The sequence below is a fragment of the Bradyrhizobium sp. CCBAU 11357 genome (genome assembly GCF_028128865.1).
In the GTDB taxonomy this organism is placed as follows: domain Bacteria; phylum Pseudomonadota; class Alphaproteobacteria; order Rhizobiales; family Xanthobacteraceae; genus Bradyrhizobium.
Genome location: NZ_LBJW01000108.1, coordinates 24,514 through 39,729 on the forward strand (window position 1 = coordinate 24,514; position 15,216 = coordinate 39,729).

Annotated in this window: 18 protein-coding genes and 1 pseudogene; 16 read left to right on the forward strand and 3 right to left on the reverse strand. The window is 62.8% G+C overall.

Annotation, left to right across the window (positions count from 1 at the left end; genetic code table 11):
* Positions 1-7: 7 nt before the first annotated feature.
* From XI05_RS26785 to XI05_RS26835, 11 genes are read left to right on the forward strand one after another with little or no spacing between them, the layout of a single operon-like run.
* Positions 8-559, forward strand: coding sequence for a CopG family transcriptional regulator (locus XI05_RS26785; RefSeq protein WP_271507348.1), 552 nt, complete (start codon positions 8-10; stop codon positions 557-559).
* Entirely contained in the window at positions 552-1,535 is a 984-nt protein-coding gene (trbB, locus tag XI05_RS26790) for a P-type conjugative transfer ATPase TrbB (RefSeq protein WP_271507354.1), read from the forward strand. Before XI05_RS26785 ends, trbB begins: the two co-directional genes overlap by 8 nt.
* Positions 1,536-1,554: 19 nt before the next feature.
* Positions 1,555-1,923, forward strand: a complete 369-nt coding sequence (locus XI05_RS26795; protein ID WP_271507356.1) for a TrbC/VirB2 family protein — start codon at positions 1,555-1,557, stop codon at positions 1,921-1,923.
* Positions 1,923-2,180, forward strand: a complete 258-nt coding sequence (locus XI05_RS26800; RefSeq protein ID WP_171711385.1) for a VirB3 family type IV secretion system protein — start codon at positions 1,923-1,925, stop codon at positions 2,178-2,180. The genes XI05_RS26795 and XI05_RS26800 overlap by 1 nt, the downstream gene beginning before the upstream one ends.
* Positions 2,174-4,744 carry a conjugal transfer protein TrbE gene (gene trbE, locus XI05_RS26805; protein WP_271507358.1) on the forward strand — a complete coding sequence of 857 codons (2,571 nt, stop codon included), beginning with the start codon at positions 2,174-2,176 and terminating at the stop codon, positions 4,742-4,744. Before XI05_RS26800 ends, trbE begins: the two co-directional genes overlap by 7 nt.
* 30 nt (positions 4,745-4,774) lie before the next feature.
* Positions 4,775-5,527 carry a P-type conjugative transfer protein TrbJ gene (trbJ, locus tag XI05_RS26810; protein WP_271507360.1) on the forward strand — a complete coding sequence of 251 codons (753 nt, stop codon included), beginning with the start codon at positions 4,775-4,777 and terminating at the stop codon, positions 5,525-5,527.
* Positions 5,528-5,538: 11 nt separating this feature from the next.
* On the forward strand, positions 5,539-6,699 hold the full coding sequence (gene trbL, locus XI05_RS26815; RefSeq protein WP_271507362.1) for a P-type conjugative transfer protein TrbL: 1,161 nt from the start codon (positions 5,539-5,541) through the stop codon (positions 6,697-6,699).
* A 3-nt stretch (positions 6,700-6,702) separates the two neighbouring features.
* A complete protein-coding gene (trbF, locus tag XI05_RS26820) occupies positions 6,703-7,407 on the forward strand; it encodes a conjugal transfer protein TrbF (RefSeq protein ID WP_271507364.1) in 705 nt (234 codons plus the stop codon).
* The gene (gene trbG / locus XI05_RS26825) at positions 7,404-8,429 is read left to right on the forward strand and encodes a P-type conjugative transfer protein TrbG (protein ID WP_271507366.1); all 1,026 of its coding nucleotides are present in this window, start codon (positions 7,404-7,406) and stop codon (positions 8,427-8,429) included. The genes trbF and trbG overlap by 4 nt, the downstream gene beginning before the upstream one ends.
* On the forward strand, positions 8,426-9,700 hold the full coding sequence (locus XI05_RS26830; protein WP_271507367.1) for a TrbI/VirB10 family protein: 1,275 nt from the start codon (positions 8,426-8,428) through the stop codon (positions 9,698-9,700). Before trbG ends, XI05_RS26830 begins: the two co-directional genes overlap by 4 nt.
* A 3-nt stretch (positions 9,701-9,703) precedes the next feature.
* A complete protein-coding gene (locus tag XI05_RS26835) occupies positions 9,704-9,949 on the forward strand; it encodes a DUF2274 domain-containing protein (protein ID WP_271507369.1) in 246 nt (81 codons plus the stop codon).
* Positions 9,950-9,959: 10 nt separating this feature from the next.
* On the opposite strand, the gene XI05_RS26840 is transcribed toward XI05_RS26835, so the two are convergent.
* Positions 9,960-10,370: a hypothetical protein gene (locus XI05_RS26840; RefSeq protein ID WP_271507371.1), complete on the reverse strand. Its 411-nt coding sequence runs from the start codon at positions 10,368-10,370 to the stop codon at positions 9,960-9,962.
* A 77-nt stretch (positions 10,371-10,447) separates the two neighbouring features.
* On the opposite strand from XI05_RS26840, the gene XI05_RS26845 reads away from it, so the two are divergent.
* Positions 10,448-10,657: a helix-turn-helix domain-containing protein gene (locus tag XI05_RS26845; RefSeq protein WP_271507373.1), complete on the forward strand. Its 210-nt coding sequence runs from the start codon at positions 10,448-10,450 to the stop codon at positions 10,655-10,657.
* A gap of 370 nt (positions 10,658-11,027) precedes the next feature.
* Here the strand turns inward: XI05_RS26845 and XI05_RS26850 are convergent.
* A pseudogene (locus XI05_RS26850) lies at positions 11,028-11,235 on the reverse strand (hypothetical protein).
* A gap of 155 nt (positions 11,236-11,390) precedes the next feature.
* On the opposite strand from XI05_RS26850, the gene XI05_RS26855 reads away from it, so the two are divergent.
* The 3 genes from XI05_RS26855 (at position 11,391) to XI05_RS26865 (ending at position 13,284) form a co-directional block, all read left to right on the forward strand.
* Positions 11,391-12,218 (forward strand): helix-turn-helix domain-containing protein, encoded by an 828-nt coding sequence (locus XI05_RS26855; protein ID WP_271507374.1) that lies wholly within the window; start codon positions 11,391-11,393, stop codon positions 12,216-12,218.
* Between the two features lie 120 nt (positions 12,219-12,338).
* Positions 12,339-12,503 (forward strand): hypothetical protein, encoded by a 165-nt coding sequence (locus tag XI05_RS26860; RefSeq protein ID WP_271507376.1) that lies wholly within the window; start codon positions 12,339-12,341, stop codon positions 12,501-12,503.
* A gap of 115 nt (positions 12,504-12,618) precedes the next feature.
* Entirely contained in the window at positions 12,619-13,284 is a 666-nt protein-coding gene (locus XI05_RS26865; protein WP_271507377.1) for a DsbA family oxidoreductase, read from the forward strand.
* 4 nt (positions 13,285-13,288) lie between these two features.
* Here XI05_RS26865 and XI05_RS26870 read toward each other — a convergent pair whose 3' ends face one another.
* Complete coding sequence (locus tag XI05_RS26870) at positions 13,289-14,455, reverse strand: GNAT family N-acetyltransferase (RefSeq protein WP_271507378.1); 1,167 nt, start codon at positions 14,453-14,455, stop codon at positions 13,289-13,291.
* A 331-nt stretch (positions 14,456-14,786) separates the two neighbouring features.
* Here XI05_RS26870 and XI05_RS26875 point away from each other — a divergent pair, with 331 nt between their 5' ends.
* Positions 14,787-15,215, forward strand: a complete 429-nt coding sequence (locus tag XI05_RS26875; RefSeq protein WP_271507380.1) for a YeeE/YedE family protein — start codon at positions 14,787-14,789, stop codon at positions 15,213-15,215.
* Position 15,216: the final 1 nt, after the last annotated feature.

Genomic DNA, 15,216 nt, shown 5'->3' on the forward strand with positions numbered 1-15,216 from the left:
ATCCCTGATGAAACCAAAACTATCGGCCTACGTCTCTGAAAGTGTGGCGCAGCGCCTCGAGCTCGCCGCCAAGCGTCCAGGAGCCAATAAGTCATCCATTGTGGATGCCGCGCTAGATCGCTTTCTCAACCCTGAGCGGGACACCAGCGGCGATGCGGCGCTGATCCGAAGACTCGACCGGATGAGCCGGCAGTTGGACCGAGCCGACCGCGATGTCAGCGTCCTGGCTGAGACCATCGCGCTCTTCATCCGTTACTACCTGACGATCACCCCACCATTGCCTTCGCAAGATCAGGACGCGGCGCGCGCGCTCGGACGCGAGCGGTTCGAGATGTTTGTCGCCCAGGTCGGCAAACGTGTCGCCTCCGGTGGCCGGCTTGTCGCTGACGTCATGGACAGCGTCAGCGCCTCGAAGCCGGATCTCTTCATGCGAAACCTTGAGGAGGGCGCCCCTCTGGGCGCTCCGCAATCCAGCGATACTGGATCCCGCGTGCCGAGCGCGACGGGTGAGCCGCCGGAGCATTCTCCGGCAGGGCGAGAGGAGGCCGGCAATGTCTGACCTCCTCTCGCCAGAAACCCGTCAGCGGCGCCGGGGCATGCTGCGGACCGCGATGGGACCGGCAATCGCGCTGGCCCTGGAAGAGCCTGATGTCGTCGAGGTCATGGTCAATCCCGATGGGAGGCTTTGGCTTGATCGGCACGGGACGGGCCGGGCAGACACCGGCGTTGTTCTGACGCCGCAGGAGTCAGAGCGGATCATCCGGCTTGTTGCCAGCCACGTGCGGGCGGAGGCGAGCGGTTCGTCACCGATCGTCTCGGCAGAACTACCCGAAACTGGTGAACGCTTTGAAGGTGTCTTGCCGCCGGTCTCGCTCGCACCGTGCTTTGCCATCCGCAAGCCCGCGACAACCACGTTCCGCCTGTCCGACTATGTCAAGGCGCAGATTGCCTCGCCATTAATGGCGAAAGCGCTGACCGCTGCAGTCACCGAAGCGCGCAGCATCCTGATCGCCGGTGGCACCGGCTCGGGCAAGACGACGCTTGCCAATGCGCTTCTTGCGGAGATTGCTGGCCTCGAAGAGCGGGTGGTCATCATCGAAGACACTCGCGAACTGCGCTGCGACGCAAAGGATGCCGTGACGCTCCGGACCAAGCCGGGCGTGGCGAGCCTCGCCGATCTTGTGCGCTCGACACTGCGCTTGCGGCCCGACCGCATCATCGTCGGCGAGGTCCGAGGCGCCGAAGCCCTCGACATGCTGAAGGCCTGGAATACAGGCCACCCCGGCGGAATAGCCACGGTCCATGCCAACTCGGCCCGCGCTGCGCTCTACCGGATCGAACAACTGATTCAGGAAGCGGTCGCAACGGTGCCACGCCGGCTCATTGCCGAGGCGATCGACCTGATCGTCTTCATCAAGGGGCGGGGGCCAGCACGGCGTGTCGAGACTGTCGCTGAGCTTAAGGGCCTCGATCCGTCAGGCGACTACCTGCTCGAGACTCCGCCCGGACTTCCAAACACCTCCCATCGCCCCTGAGACCCAAGGAGACTGCTACATGCCCATTCGACTGCGTCTAAACGTGCGTTCGCGCCTTCGCGGCTTCTGCTCGGTCAGCGCGCTGCCTTTGGCCACTCTCGGCGTGGCCTCGGCTTGCGTGCTCCTCAGCGTCACGGCGGCACATGCCGCAGGTTCCGGCATGCCCTGGGAAGCTCCGCTCGAGCGCGTCCTGGAATCCGTGCAGGGGCCCGTCGCCAAGATCGTCGCCGTCATCATCATCACGGTGACCGGCATATCGCTGGCCTTCGGTGACACCTCCGGTGGCTTCCGCAAGATGGTCCAGGTCGTGTTCGGCCTCTCCATCGCCTTCGCCGCAAGCTCCTTCTTCCTGTCGTTCTTCTCGTTCGGCGGCGGAGCACTGATCTGATGCGCCCCGATGGTTTTGAACTTGTGCTCCACCGCTCGTTGACGGAGCCCATCCTGATCGGCGGTGCCCCGCGTGCCGCCGCCATCTTGATCGGAACCCTCTCGGCCGTGCTGGCGCTCGGCCTGCGGCTTTGGCTCGCAGGCCTCGTGCTCTGGGTCATCGGCCACAGCGCTGCCGTTTGGCTCGCAAAACGCGACCCGGCCTTTGTCGAGGTCGCCATCCGTCACACCAAGCACAAAGGCCGGCTCGCATGCTGAACCTGAAAGAATTCCGCGGCAACGCCCATCGGCTGGCAGATTGGCTGCCCTGGGCATGCTTGGTCGCTCCGGGTGTCATCCTCAACAAGGATGGCAGCTTCCAGCGGACGATCCGCTACCGCGGACCGGACCTCGACAGCGCGACCGAAGCCGAATTGATGAGCGTCGTGTCCCGTGTGAACAATGTCCTGAAACGTTTCGGCTCAGGTTGGGCTCTCTTCTTTGATGCCACGCGCATCCCGGCCTCCGAATATCCGCGGTCGGAATTTCCCGATCCGGTGTCCTGGCTGGTGGATGAGGAGCGGCGTGCCGCTTTCGAAGGACCCGTCGGTGTCGCATGGGAGGATCCGTCACGTCCCGGCGGACAGCATTTCGAGAGCGTGCTGCATCTGACCTTGGTGTACCTGCCGCCGGCGGAAAGGATCTCGCGCCTCGAAGGTCTATTCCTCGAACGCCCCAAGACGAAGGATCGCGTGACGAGAAAAGGACAACGCATTCGGCCCGGGCAATCGATCAAAAGGCCTACTGAAGGTGACACCGACGACGGCGAGATCGACACCCAACAGAGATATAATAGCGACGAGAAAGGCTATCGTGATCAACTCCAGAGGTTCATCCAGGAAACCGACCGGGCCATCGATCTGCTCTCTTCGGTCTTGCCTGAGATCTGGCCTCTCAATGACGCCGAGACGCTCACCTATCTACATAGCTGTGTCTCGACCAAGCGCCATCCGGTGGTCGTTCCCAAGACTCCGGCCTACCTCGATTGCTTCCTGAGCGATGAGCCCCTGACCGGCGGATTGTCTCCGGCGATCGGGCGGAGCCATCTTCGCGCGTTGACGGTGCTCGGGTTTCCGCACGTCACCTTTCCGGGCCTGCTTGATGAGCTGAACCGACTTGGCGTTGCCTACCGCTGGGCCACCAGGTTCATCCCACTGGACCGCACGCAGGCAAACGCGACGCTGTCACGCTACCGGCGGCAGTGGTTTGCCAAACGGAAGTCGCTCACTGCGATCCTCAAAGAGGTCATGTTCAACGAGCAGGCGGCGCTGCTCGACACCGACGCCAGCAACAAGGCGCTCGACGCCGACGCTGCGCTCTCGGAGCTTGGCGACGATCTGGTCGCCTTCGGCTATATCACCACGACCGTCACCGTAAGCGACGAGGACTCGCATCAAGCGGACGAGAAAATCCGCGCGGTCGAGCGGGTGATCAATAGCCGGGGTTTTACGGCCATCCGCGAGAGCGTCAACGCGGTCGAGGCCTGGCTTGGCGGCCTTCCAGGCCAAGCCTATGCCAACATCCGCCAGCCGATCGTTCACACGCTGAACCTCGCCCATATGTGCCCATTGTCGGCGGTATGGGCCGGACCGGAGCGTTGCGAGCACCTTGATGGGCCGCCGCTTCTGATCGCCAAGACCAAGGGGGCGACTCCCTTCAGGTTGTCTCTCCATGCCGGCGATGTCGGACACACCATCATCGTCGGTCCAACGGGGGCGGGCAAGTCGGTCCTGCTTTCGATGCTTGCCCTTCAGTTTCGCCGATACCCAAACGCCCAGCTGATCACCTTTGACAAGGGCCGGTCGGCACGGGTCGCCACGCTCGCATTGTCGGGGGCCTGGTACGAGCTGGGCGCCAAGGGCGGCATCGCCTTTCAGCCACTCAAGGACGTCGCCGAGGAGGGGGCAAGACTCTGGGCGCTCGACTGGCTCTGTGGTGTGCTTGCCCATGAGCGCGTGACCGTGACGCCCGATGTCAAAGAGACGCTCTGGTCAGCGTTGAGAAGCCTCGGGTCTGCGCCCGTCCCGCAGCGGACGATGACCGGCCTCGTGGCGCTGCTTGCCCGAGATGCGCTGCGGCAGGCGCTGCAGCCCTACACGCTGGAGGGACCGTACGGCCGTTTTCTGGACGCAGACGCCGACCGTCTTTCCGGTGCGGACGTGCTCACGTTCGAAATGGAAGAGCTGATGGCGTTGCCTGGCCTGGTGGCGCCGGTTCTGACTTACATCTTCCACACCCTTGAAGACCGTTTCGACGGTCGGCCGACGCTACTGGTGCTGGACGAGGCCTGGGTGTTTCTGGACGATCCGTTGTTCGCGAGCCGCATTCGCGAATGGCTGAAGACGCTGCGCAAGAAAAACGTCTCGGTTATCTTCGCGACCCAGTCACTCGCAGATATCGCCGACAGCCAGATTGCGCCTGCGATCATCGAGTCCTGTCTAAGCCGGATCTTCCTTCCGAACCCCCGTGCGCTGGAGCCGACCCAGTCCGAAACCTATCGCCGGTTCGGCCTGAACGATACGCAGGTGCGCTTGATCGCGGAGGCATTCCCCAAGCGCGACTACTACCTGCAGTCCCGCGCCGGCAACCGCCTGTTTGAGCTAGGCCTCGGACCGGTGGCGCTCGCGCTCGTTGCGGCATCCTCGCCCGAGGATCAGCGGGCCATCGACGCGGTCCTGTCCCGCTCTGGCCCCCATCACTTCGCCAAACGCTATCTCGCCGAGCGAGACCTGCACTGGGCAGCGAACCTGATCAGCACCTTCGAACAGGCCCAGAAAGCCTGACCCCCAATCTCAGCGTCTAAGGAGTTATCCATGCTGAAGATCTTCGGCACACCTGTCGCATGCCGGACCGTAAAAGCGACCGCAATCGTAGCGCTGTCTCTCGTCATCGCGCTGAACGGATCCCGACGGCTTGGGGCACAGGTCGTCGTGTTCGATCCATCGAACTATAGCCAAAACCTCCTGACGGCTGCCCGCACGCTCGAGCAGATCAACAATCAGGTCAGGAGCCTCCAGAACCAGACCCAGTCGCTGCTCAATCAGGCCAAGAACCTCACGAGCCTTCCGACGAGCGTCGTCGGCCAGCTCGCTTCGACGATCAACCAAATGAACACCCTGATCAGTCAGGCAAAGAACATCTCATTCGATGTTCAGAAGACCCAGCAGGATTTTGAACGACTGTACCCCCGTCAATATGCGGCGGCGGTCTCCTCCGACAAGATGGTGCAGGATGCGACGTCGCGTTGGGACAATAGCTACGATGGGCTGAGGCAGTCGCTCACCGTTCAATCGGCGATCGTAGGTAATTTGGATCAGGACGGCCAGACGCTTCGAACGCTGATGGCAAATTCGTCTGCAGCGGTCGGCTCGCTGCAAGCTCAGCAGTCCGGCAACGAGTTGCTGGCCCTTCAGATCAAGCAATCGTTGCAGACCCAGGCGCTCATGGCGACCCAGGCGCGCGCGGACACGTTGCGTGCCGCCGAGCAGCAGGCATCGTCGGCCGCAGCCCAGGAGCGATTTACCCGCTTCATCGGCGATGGCCATGCCTACACCAGCGGCAAGTAGGTGAGGGCGCCATGGCTGATCTCTCCGTCATTGACCGCTTCACCGAGACGTTCTCGCGCTACATCGATTCCGGATTTGGTCTTCTGTCCGGCGACGTCTCATTCCTGAGCTCAACGTTGATCGGCATCGACCTGACGCTCGCCGGCCTCGCCTGGAGTATGCGGGCGGACGACCACATCATGGTCACGCTCGCCAAGAAGGTGCTTTATGTCGGCGCCTTCGCGTTCATCATCGGCAACTTCAAGAGCCTTGCCGATATCGTCTTCGCGTCGTTCTCCAGCATTGGGCTGAAAGCATCAGGCGGGAGCTTGAGCGCTGCCGACCTGGCGCGGCCGGGTTTCGTCGCTTCCGCCGGGTTTACGGCCGCACATCCTCTTCTCGAGGAGACCGGCCAATTCTCGGGCTTCGATGTCCTGACCAACCTGCCGACAATCCTGATCTTGCTGTTCTGCTGGATCCTGATCGTGCTCGCCTTCTTCGTCCTTTCGGTGCAGCTCTTCGTCACGCTGATCGAATTCAAGCTGACGACGCTCGCAAGCTTCATTCTCGTGCCGTTCGCGCTGTGGGGCAAGACCGCGTTCCTCGCGGAAAAGACGCTTGGCAACGTGATCGCCTCGGGCGTGAAGGTAATGGTTCTTGCCATCATCATCGGCATCGGCTCGACCATCTTCGGTCAGCTTGCAAGCACGCTGACGCGGCCGGTCGACATCGTCTCGGCGATGAGCTTGTTGCTGGCGGCGATTTCGCTGTTTGGCCTTGGCATCTTCGGCCCAGGGATCGCAGCAGGATTGGTCTCAGGCGCGCCCCAGTTGGGAGCAGGCGCTGCAGCAGGGACAGCAGCGGGCGCGGCGGCGGTCGTGATCGGCGGCGGAGCTGCGGCCGCAGGAGGCTTGCGCCTTGCGGCGGGCGGTTCGATGACCGCGGTTCGCTCAGCTGCGTCCCTAACAGGAGCATCTTCGGCTGCCGGCACATCGGCCCGGGCCGCAACCGTAGATCAGCTATCGAGCGGGAGCACCGGCGGCGCAACGAGTGGAGCGGCTGCTTCAGGCACGGGGCGCACGGCGGCGTCAGGACGTGGACACGCGAGGGAAGCGGCCCAGATCGCTGCTCATACCCTGAAGGAGGGTGACAAAGGCGGGCATTCTTCGGGCCCGAAGCTCGGGGAGGAGTAGGACATGGCAGGTCATCCCTTTCAGCGCGTATCTGTTCGCTACGGCGAAACGCCTGAGCCGGTCACGCCCTATCAGAAGGCGGCCCAAGTCTGGGACGAGCGGCTAGGGTCCGCCCGTGTTCAGGCGAGCAACTGGCGGTTGGCAGCGTTGGCGGCCATCGGCCTGTCCGGCGTCCTTGGATTGACGATCTTTACCCAGATCGCTCGCTCGGGTGTTGTTCCCTATGTGGTCGAGGTCGATCGGCTCGGCGAAGTCCGAGCAGTTGGGCCGGCGCTCGAGGCCTACCAACCGTCGGACGCACAGATCGCGCATTTTCTCGCACGGTTCATCGAGAACGTTCGCTCGCTGTCGATTGATCCGGTCATCGTCCGGGCGAATTGGCTGCGTGCCTACGACTTCGTCACCGATCGTGGCGCTCAGGCGTTGAACGACTACGCGCGCGACGCCGATCCGTTTACGAAGATCGGCTCCAAAACAGTGACGGCCGAAGTCACGTCCGTGGTGCGTGCGTCCGGCGACAGTTTCGAAATCCGCTGGAAGGAGAACACCTACGAGAACGGCGCGATCGCAAAAACCGAGCGCTTCACCGGTCTCGTCACCACCGTTCTCAAGCCGCCCACGGATGCTGAAACGCTGCGGAAGAACCCTCTCGGCCTCTACGTCCATTCCCTCAACTGGTCGCGCGACCTCATTGGAGACGCCAAATGAATTCCAAAGCCCTCACCAAGCTCGCGTCTGCCAGTACGCTCGCCTTGTCCTTTGCGCTTGCCGGATGTGCGACAAAACTCAATCTCGAAGCGCCCTATGATGAGATGGTCTTCGAGAAGGGCTTTCCAGAGGCCGATCCGCCTGCGCCTGTGCAAGTCGTCGAGACACCCAAGATCCTGCCGCTGCCCGGTCAGTTGAAGCCTTATCCGACAAAGGCCGGCAAGGAGGAAAAGCTGCCGCCGGAGCAGGCGATCGCAAAGGCGAACAAGGCCGCGAGGATGGAGCCGACGCGCGCCGGATATATCAACGCCATTCAGGTCTACCCCTGGACGGAAGGCGCGCTCTACCGGCTCTATGCAAGCCCGGAGAAAGTCTCCACCATCGCGCTTCAGCCTGGCGAGGAACTGATCGATGTCTCCACTGGCGATACGGTTCGCTGGGTGGTCGGTGATACCTCGAGCGGGCAGGGGACCGCCCGGCGGGTGCATATTCTGGTCAAGCCAACGCTTCCGGACATTCAGACCAACCTCGTGGTGCTGACCGACCGGCGGGCCTATCACCTCGAGCTCGTGTCGACCAAGCAGACCTATATGGCGTCCATCTCGTGGACGTATCCAACGGACACGCTCGTTGCGCTCCACAAGCAGAACGCCGCAGCTCAGGAAAACGAGGATCGCATCGTCGATCGCGGTGTGCGGCTCGACAGCCTGAACTTCCGCTATCGCATCGAAGGCGACGATCCGCCGTGGCGGCCGCTCCGGGCCTTCGACGATGGCCGCAAGGTCTATATCCAGATGCCGTCTGGCCTGTCGCAAGGGGAGGCGCCGCCGTTGTTCGTCGCCGGAGCCGATGGGCGGCCGAACCTCGTCAATTATCGGGTCCGCGGCACCTACTACATCGTCGATCGGATGTTCGGCGCCGCCGAACTCCGCCTGGGTGAGAATCCCCAGCGCATCGTCCGGATCATCCGGATCGACGCGCGGCCCGTGTCGCAGGCCTTCAGCACCGGGAGCGCCTCATGACGAGCTTGGATCAAGATCCGGAGCCGCTGGAGCTGCGGGCGCGGCCGCGGTCCGTTCGGCGGCTCAACAGACGTGCCCTTATGATCGGCTGCGCCGTCGCGGCGCTATTTGTTGGCGGGGCGATACTCATTGCGCTCCGGCCGCACTCCTTCAAGCAGTCGGAACGGACAGAGCTTTACAATACGGACCGCAAGCAGACCGCCGAAGGCTTGAGCAAGCTGCCAAAGTCCTATGAGGATCTGCCGCCATCGACGCCGAGGCTTGGGCCACCATCCCCGGGAGACATCGGCCGGGCCTTTGCCGAAAACGAGAAGAAGGCCGGCGTGGCATCGGACACGGGCTTCCGCACCAACCCGGAGGAGGACGCCGAGCGGGCTGAGCGAATCCGACAGACACGGGTCGCTCAACAGGCAAAGGAGTCGGGCCTGTTCGTCCGTCTGTCGGAGAAACAGGACAAGCGCAAGCAGGCAAGTTCGACCGAAGCGCCGGCTGCTGCCCCATCCGCATTCAGGCCTTCAACGTCCGACACAGGGCCATCTGCTGCGGAGCTCGCAAAGACTGCGCAGGCGATGATCGATCGCTCCAGCGAGATCATTCCCTCGTCGCAGGCGCGAAAGCTGGCGTTTGTGGGCGCGAAAGCCGACACGGAGACCACCAATCCCCATGCGCTCAAACCAGCGCCATCCACGTATGCAGTGATGGCGGGATCGATCATCCCGGCGAGCCTCGTCACAGGGCTGAATTCCGATTTGCCAGGCACCACCATCGGCCAGGTCACCGAGAACGTCTATGACACGGTGACGGGCGAGCATCTCCTGATCCCGCAAGGGACTCGGATCATGGGCAAATACGACAGCGTCGTCGCCTTTGGCCAGAAGCGGGCGCTGGTCGTCTGGACGAGGCTTATCCTGCCGAACGGCAACTCCATCGTGATCGAGAACCTTCCGGCCACTGACGTCGCGGGCTACGCCGGGCTCGAGGACGAGGTGGACTTCCACACTTGGCAGTTGCTGAAAGGCGTGGCCTTGGCGACCCTGATCGGAGTGGGGACCCAACTATCGATCGGCAATGACGAGAGTGATCTCGTGAAGGCTCTGCGGGAGAGCACGCAGCAAACGACCAATCGTGCGGGGCAGCGTCTGGTAGAGCGTGAGCTCGACGTGCAGCCGACAATCACGGTGCGGCCGGGCTGGCCGCTGCGGGTGATTGTTTCGAAGGATCTGGTGCTGAAGCCGTACCAGGACGTTCAGACGGTGGCGAAGGGTAGGTGAGGGATGAAGCTTGCGAAGCTGCCTGATCGGACACCGGTGAGGCTGAATATTGTGCTTACGCCGGGCTTGGCGCAGCGCCTGCGCGAGTATGCTGTTTACTATGCAGAGACCTACGGCAACAAGGAGGAGGTAGCCGAGCTGGTACCGTTCATGCTCGAGGCATTTCTCGATAGCGATCCGTCGCTCAAGAGAAGCAGAAAAGTTAAGGGTGCAAGTGCATCGTTGAACGGCAGCGGTGATCAGGAATGAAAATGGACAGCTAAATTTCGGCGCTTGTCCGTCCTAGAGCCGTTCTTACGTGTTCCATCGCCAATTCGAGCGATTTCAGCAGCTCCTTCAAATCATTTGATGATGCTTCTTCTAAGTGGAGATTGCTGGGGCTGACCGTTTGCAAGATCAAGCGATCTATGGAGGTGACGAAACGCAGATCCAACGGAGCGGCTTCGGAACGACCGCAAACGTAGGACACTACATGACCTGAGGGGGTGATCCTCGTGGTTAGGTCGAGGCCGGACGCGACCGCTTGCTCAAGTAACTGAATGGGGAGTTCAACACTCGCCGAGGCATAGTCGAAACCCGCGGTCCGATAGCCAACGCGAGCGAACCGACCATCAGGTCGGCTAAAAAGGTCTACGAACGGCAGAACCGTCTGGGGCTGAGGATCGACCATGCAAAACACTCTGAATAGAACCACAATACCTAGTATACTAGGTGGAGATCAAGTGCCGCTTGGTGCCGTCATGCCGCATGAAGTTGCGGCGGTTGGTAGCCAGAAATCTGCGACGTCTCCGACGGAAGGGCGGCCTTACTCAAGAAGAGTTGGCCGATCGAGCAGGCCTGAATCGCAACTACATCGGAATGATTGAGCGCGAGGAGAATGCTCCGACCGTCGATGTGCTTGAACAGATCGCGGAAGCGCTCGGTGTCGACCCCATCGCTCTATTTCAGGAGCGATAGCGGCAATTGGTATGAGCGGATTCGCATGTGCCCATGGAGTCTGTTTTGCGACTGGGCGTTAGCTTAACCGTCAAGCAGAAGCTTACCCTAGGTTTTGACCGGGATTTCGATTACAGGCCTTAGCGCCTCGAGCTGCCCGGCATATTTGCGAATGAAGCTCTTTGCCGAGGCCGAAACGGGAGGATATCGGCGCAGTGGACTAGGTCGGCTACATGGCTACGATGCGCTGATCGATTTCGTGGAGATCAAGCACATTTATCAGAATTGCGGCACGGTTTAACGATGCTCGTCCCTTCCCGTCTTCAAATACTGAACCATGCGAAGTAACGATGGGCTTCCCCGCGCACTCGCCGCAAGATTGGTGACGTGCTTAGGGAAGGCATTCTGGACAAGTGTCACCGATCGATTCTAGCACCGTCCCGAATCTCTGCCTCGGCTTCGCCAGCAGACAGTCCGGCCGGCGGATATTGTCTCGCGATTTCCAGCGCTCTGTCGCGGGCGTGAGGATCGGCACAATCTTTCATCCAACCATGCTCGTCGCATTCACGGACGGCGCCTGCGTCTTGCAGCACGGAGATCGCCCAACGGTCGTTGGCTCCGAAATGTTGGTATTTTTGTTGGTATCGCGCGGAGCCGCCGCGAAAAAACAAAGCAATTTCAGGTTGTTATGTGCCAATTTCCATTACCTCGCGGGTAATGGAAGGGCTGAAATCCGCATGCTAGGTTTTTGGTCATGAACGCACATGCATCCACGGCCCAGGCCGAACGCAGCCAGCCGGTCCATATCGGCGACCATTTGCGCGAATGGCGGCAGCGCCGCCGCATGAGTCAGCTCGATCTCGCGGGCGAGGCCGAAATCTCGGCGCGGCATTTGAGCTTCGTCGAGACCGGCCGCGCCGCGCCCTCGCGCGACATGGTGCTCAGGCTCGCCGAGCGGCTCGACGTGCCCTTGCGCGAACGCAACGTGCTGCTGGTCGCCGCCGGTTTCGCGCCGGCCTTTCCGCAGCGCCCGCTGGAGGATCCCGCCTTGAAATCAGCCCGCCAGGCGATCGACCTCGTCTTGAAAGCGCATGAGCCCAATCCGGCGCTCGCGGTGGATCGGCACTGGAACCTGGTCTCCGCCAATCGGATGGTGGCACCGCTGCTCGATGGCGTCCCGCAGCATCTGCTCGGCCAGCCCGTCAACGTGCTGCGGTTGGCCTTCCATCCCGAGGCGCTGGCACCGCGCACGGTCAATCTCGCCGAATGGTGCGGGCATCTCCTGGAACGGCTGCACCGGCAGTGCGAGGCGACAGCCGATCCGGAGCTGATCAAGCTCTACAATGATCTGAAGAGCTCACCGCTTCCGGCGCGTTCGGCCCCGCTGTCGAGCGACAATGTCGCGATCCCGTTCAAGCTGCGGCATGGCGGAGAGATCCTCAGCTTCTTCTCCACGACCATGGTGTTCGGCACGCCCGTCGACATCACCCTCTCGGAGCTGGCGCTGGAGACGTTCTTTCCGGCGGACGAGCGCACCGCCGAGCGGTTGAAGCAGATGCACCGCGCGGCCGGCGGAGCCTGAAATGAATGTGATCATGTTGGATGCTTCCGCGTGGGAGACGCTCGATGACTTCTACGACGCGCTGCTGTCGGCATTGGCCGCAGCGGAGTAGCTCTCGTTGACACAATGCTGCACAGTGACGTGAACAAGGTCGTTCCGCCCTATCGCGTCGAGATCCGAAACGGAGTGAACCTGCCCTCCAAGGTCAAATCTCACATTGTCGATGTGATGGACCTGTTTCAGAGAGTGCGGACCCGCCGACGCGAACGCGGGGCGGATGTGGACGTGAGCATTGTGCTGGTTTGACGCCTTGAAGTCAGAAGCCGTATCTCCGGGGTGGGGGTGACCGCCAAGTGACCGTGCCTTGCGCTACCCGCGGTTCGGCTTATGTTGGGACGACAAAACAAGCCCAGGAGGCCCCATGAGCACGCTCAAACCGCTCCAGATCGACATCGTCTCGGACGTGGTCTGCCCCTGGTGCTATATCGGCAAGCACCGGATCGAGAGCGCGCTGGCGCTGGTGCCCGACGTTCCGGTCAAGCTCAATTTCCGTCCCTTCTTCCTCAATCCCTGGGTGCCGCGCGAGGGCATCAGCCGCGAGGCCTATCTCACCCAGAAGTTCGGCTCGGTCGAAGCCTATAAGGGCATTGCGGGACGCGTCGTCGCGGCCGCGAGCGAGGAGGGGCTCGTCTATAAGCCGGAGCTCGTCGCGCGCCAGCCCAACACGACCGACTGTCACCGCCTGATCCTCTGGGCGGAAGCGATCGGCAAGGCGCCCGAGATGAAGCAGCGACTGATGGAGCTGTACTTCCGCGACGGCGGCGATCTCACCGATGTGAACGTGCTGGTGCAGGCGGCTGCCGACATCGGCCTCGACGCCGACGACGTTCGCAAGCGCCTCGCCACCGACGAGGACGTCGCGCGCGTCTCGGCGGATGCGCAGGAAGCCGCCGAGAAGGGCATCTCCGGCGTGCCGACCTATGTCTTTGCGCAAAAATACGCCGTCTCCGGCGCGCAGGATCCGGATCTGCTCGCCCGCGCCATCCGCCAGGTCTCTGCGGAGATCAACGCGCAGGCGGCGGAGTAGCTTCTTATTTTCGAAGCAGGCGGATTACGCGTCGCGCGGCGTCGTGCGCGACGTTGAGGCCGACCAGTGCTGCGTGGATCAAGGCCACAACCGGGTCATGCCGCCGCAGCGGCATCAGCACATCTCCGATCGCGAGGCGTCCGCGCCAGATCGGGTTGATCATGGGGTGATCGGCATTTGCCGTCGAGTCCGCGCTGGCGATGGTGGGGTCGGCGCAGAGGTGGCGGGTGAGGTCGAGGGTGAGCTGCACGCCGGGCGAATATTTTGCAAAGCGCTCGTCGATGCCGAGCTTGAAGAAGAAGGCGCGGTTCTGGTGCCGTAGCACGATGCCGGCAGCGATCGGAATCGCGCCGGCGCGAAGGGTGGCGACCTCGCACTGCGCGGTCTCTGCCAGCGCCGGCACAGCGCGCCGAATGAAGGCCGCATCGCCCGCGTGCTGGACCAGCGCTGTGCCGCGCTTGCCTTTCCAGCCGCTGGCTTCGAGCTGCAGGAAGCTTTCGAGCGCAGGTCCGATCTCGTCGGTGCTGCGCGCGATCTCGAACACGACGGGGCCGTGCTCCTCGAGACGGTGACGTTGGCGCCGCAGCTCCTTGAGCTTCTTGGCGCCGAGCGCCTCGCGCAACAGCATGTCCCCATCCTGCGTCGCATCGAGGCTGGCGCGGATGTAGGAGCTGAGAATACGCGGCTTCAAGCCGTCGCGCTTAAGCACCTGCTTGAGCGATGCCATGGCTGCGCCGTCGAGCGCGACGTCGGTCAGCACGAGCGCATGCGCGCCGGCCTCGCGTGCCTGCTGCAGCAGACGCGCGGCGGCCTCGAGCGGAGCGTCGCGGTCGAGCAGCGGGCTGCACAGCGTGCCATAGGGATGCGCGCTCACCAGGGCGGGCAGGGGAATCTTCAGGGCGCGCCGGAGTGAGACCACCGGCATCAGGCCGATCAGCCGGGCCGAAGAGTCGTGTGCGGCCAGACCCAAGGCATCCGTGCGACCGCGCGCCGTTGCACTGACGGCTAGCTCCCAGGCGGGCAGATAATATCCGTTCGGCTCGATCGCCCGCTGCGCCAGCGCGCGCCATTGGCCGGTGTCGATGGCGGCAATCGGGACAGGCGCGCGCGCCATCGCGACATCCCTTGCCGATGCCGGATTGATCGCCGCCTGATGCGCGATGTCGATCACGTCCCGTCGTCCCCCGTTCGCGCGAGCTGAGCCCGTGCTACCGGGCATGCTTAGCGCAAAGATTGGAAAATACCGTTGGGACGCCGCTGCAATTCGAGCGGTAGTGTTAACATTCCATTCAGCATCCGGCCGGGGGGTGATCCCGAAGTTTCAGGGCGGTCGCATATGACTTGCCCTGAGGAATCGTGGCCAGTCTCCCGGCACTCCCGCCGTCTTGCGAAGGCGAGAGTCCGACTTGCCGGCGCAGAAGAGGCGGTACAGAATCTCCAGCATTGCGCGGACTTCCGGTCTCGCGCTTGCCTGCGAAACTACCTCGCTCGGGAGAGGCTTCATGGTCTCGACATCATTTACGCCGATCGCGTCCCTTGTTGGCGGTGCGATGATTGGCCTTGCGGCCGTTCTGCTGATGTGGGCAACGGGCCGGATCGCCGGCGTCAGCGGCATCGCGGCGCGGCTGTTTCCGCCCTATGAGGATAGCGAATTCGCCGGGCGCCTCGCCTTCGTGGCCGGTCTCGCCGCCGCGCCCGTGCTGGTGCGGCTCGCCACGGGAGGTCTGCCGGAGCAGACGATCGCGGCGGGACCGGCTCTGCTGATCGTCGGCGGATTGCTCACGGGGTTCGGTTCGGTGTGGGGCAGTGGCTGCACCTCCGGCCACGGCGTTTGTGGCTTGTCGCGGCTGTCGGTGCGCTCGCTGGTCGCGACAATGACCTTCATGGCCGCCGGAATGGCCACCGTCTTCGTGATGCGGCACTGGAGCTGAT

What these genes read in the sequence shown, in the direction of transcription:
- XI05_RS26830 (WP_271507367.1), top strand. Translation starts at nt 8,426, where the DNA reads ATGACGAGCTTGGATCAAGATCCGGAGCCGCTGGAGCTGCGGGCGCGG.
- XI05_RS26845 (WP_271507373.1), top strand. Translation starts at nt 10,448, where the DNA reads ATGAAGTTGCGGCGGTTGGTAGCCAGAAATCTGCGACGTCTCCGACGG.
- XI05_RS26855 (WP_271507374.1), top strand. Translation starts at nt 11,391, where the DNA reads ATGAACGCACATGCATCCACGGCCCAGGCCGAACGCAGCCAGCCGGTC.
- trbB (WP_271507354.1), top strand. Translation starts at nt 552, where the DNA reads ATGTCTGACCTCCTCTCGCCAGAAACCCGTCAGCGGCGCCGGGGCATG.
- XI05_RS26865 (WP_271507377.1), top strand. Translation starts at nt 12,619, where the DNA reads ATGAGCACGCTCAAACCGCTCCAGATCGACATCGTCTCGGACGTGGTC.
- XI05_RS26875 (WP_271507380.1), top strand. Translation starts at nt 14,787, where the DNA reads ATGGTCTCGACATCATTTACGCCGATCGCGTCCCTTGTTGGCGGTGCG.
- trbJ (WP_271507360.1), top strand. Translation starts at nt 4,775, where the DNA reads ATGCTGAAGATCTTCGGCACACCTGTCGCATGCCGGACCGTAAAAGCG.
- XI05_RS26800 (WP_171711385.1), top strand. Translation starts at nt 1,923, where the DNA reads ATGCGCCCCGATGGTTTTGAACTTGTGCTCCACCGCTCGTTGACGGAG.
- XI05_RS26840 (WP_271507371.1), bottom strand. Translation starts at nt 10,370, where the DNA reads ATGGTCGATCCTCAGCCCCAGACGGTTCTGCCGTTCGTAGACCTTTTT.
- XI05_RS26795 (WP_271507356.1), top strand. Translation starts at nt 1,555, where the DNA reads ATGCCCATTCGACTGCGTCTAAACGTGCGTTCGCGCCTTCGCGGCTTC.
- trbF (WP_271507364.1), top strand. Translation starts at nt 6,703, where the DNA reads ATGGCAGGTCATCCCTTTCAGCGCGTATCTGTTCGCTACGGCGAAACG.
- trbE (WP_271507358.1), top strand. Translation starts at nt 2,174, where the DNA reads ATGCTGAACCTGAAAGAATTCCGCGGCAACGCCCATCGGCTGGCAGAT.
- XI05_RS26785 (WP_271507348.1), top strand. Translation starts at nt 8, where the DNA reads ATGAAACCAAAACTATCGGCCTACGTCTCTGAAAGTGTGGCGCAGCGC.
- trbL (WP_271507362.1), top strand. Translation starts at nt 5,539, where the DNA reads ATGGCTGATCTCTCCGTCATTGACCGCTTCACCGAGACGTTCTCGCGC.
- XI05_RS26835 (WP_271507369.1), top strand. Translation starts at nt 9,704, where the DNA reads ATGAAGCTTGCGAAGCTGCCTGATCGGACACCGGTGAGGCTGAATATT.
- trbG (WP_271507366.1), top strand. Translation starts at nt 7,404, where the DNA reads ATGAATTCCAAAGCCCTCACCAAGCTCGCGTCTGCCAGTACGCTCGCC.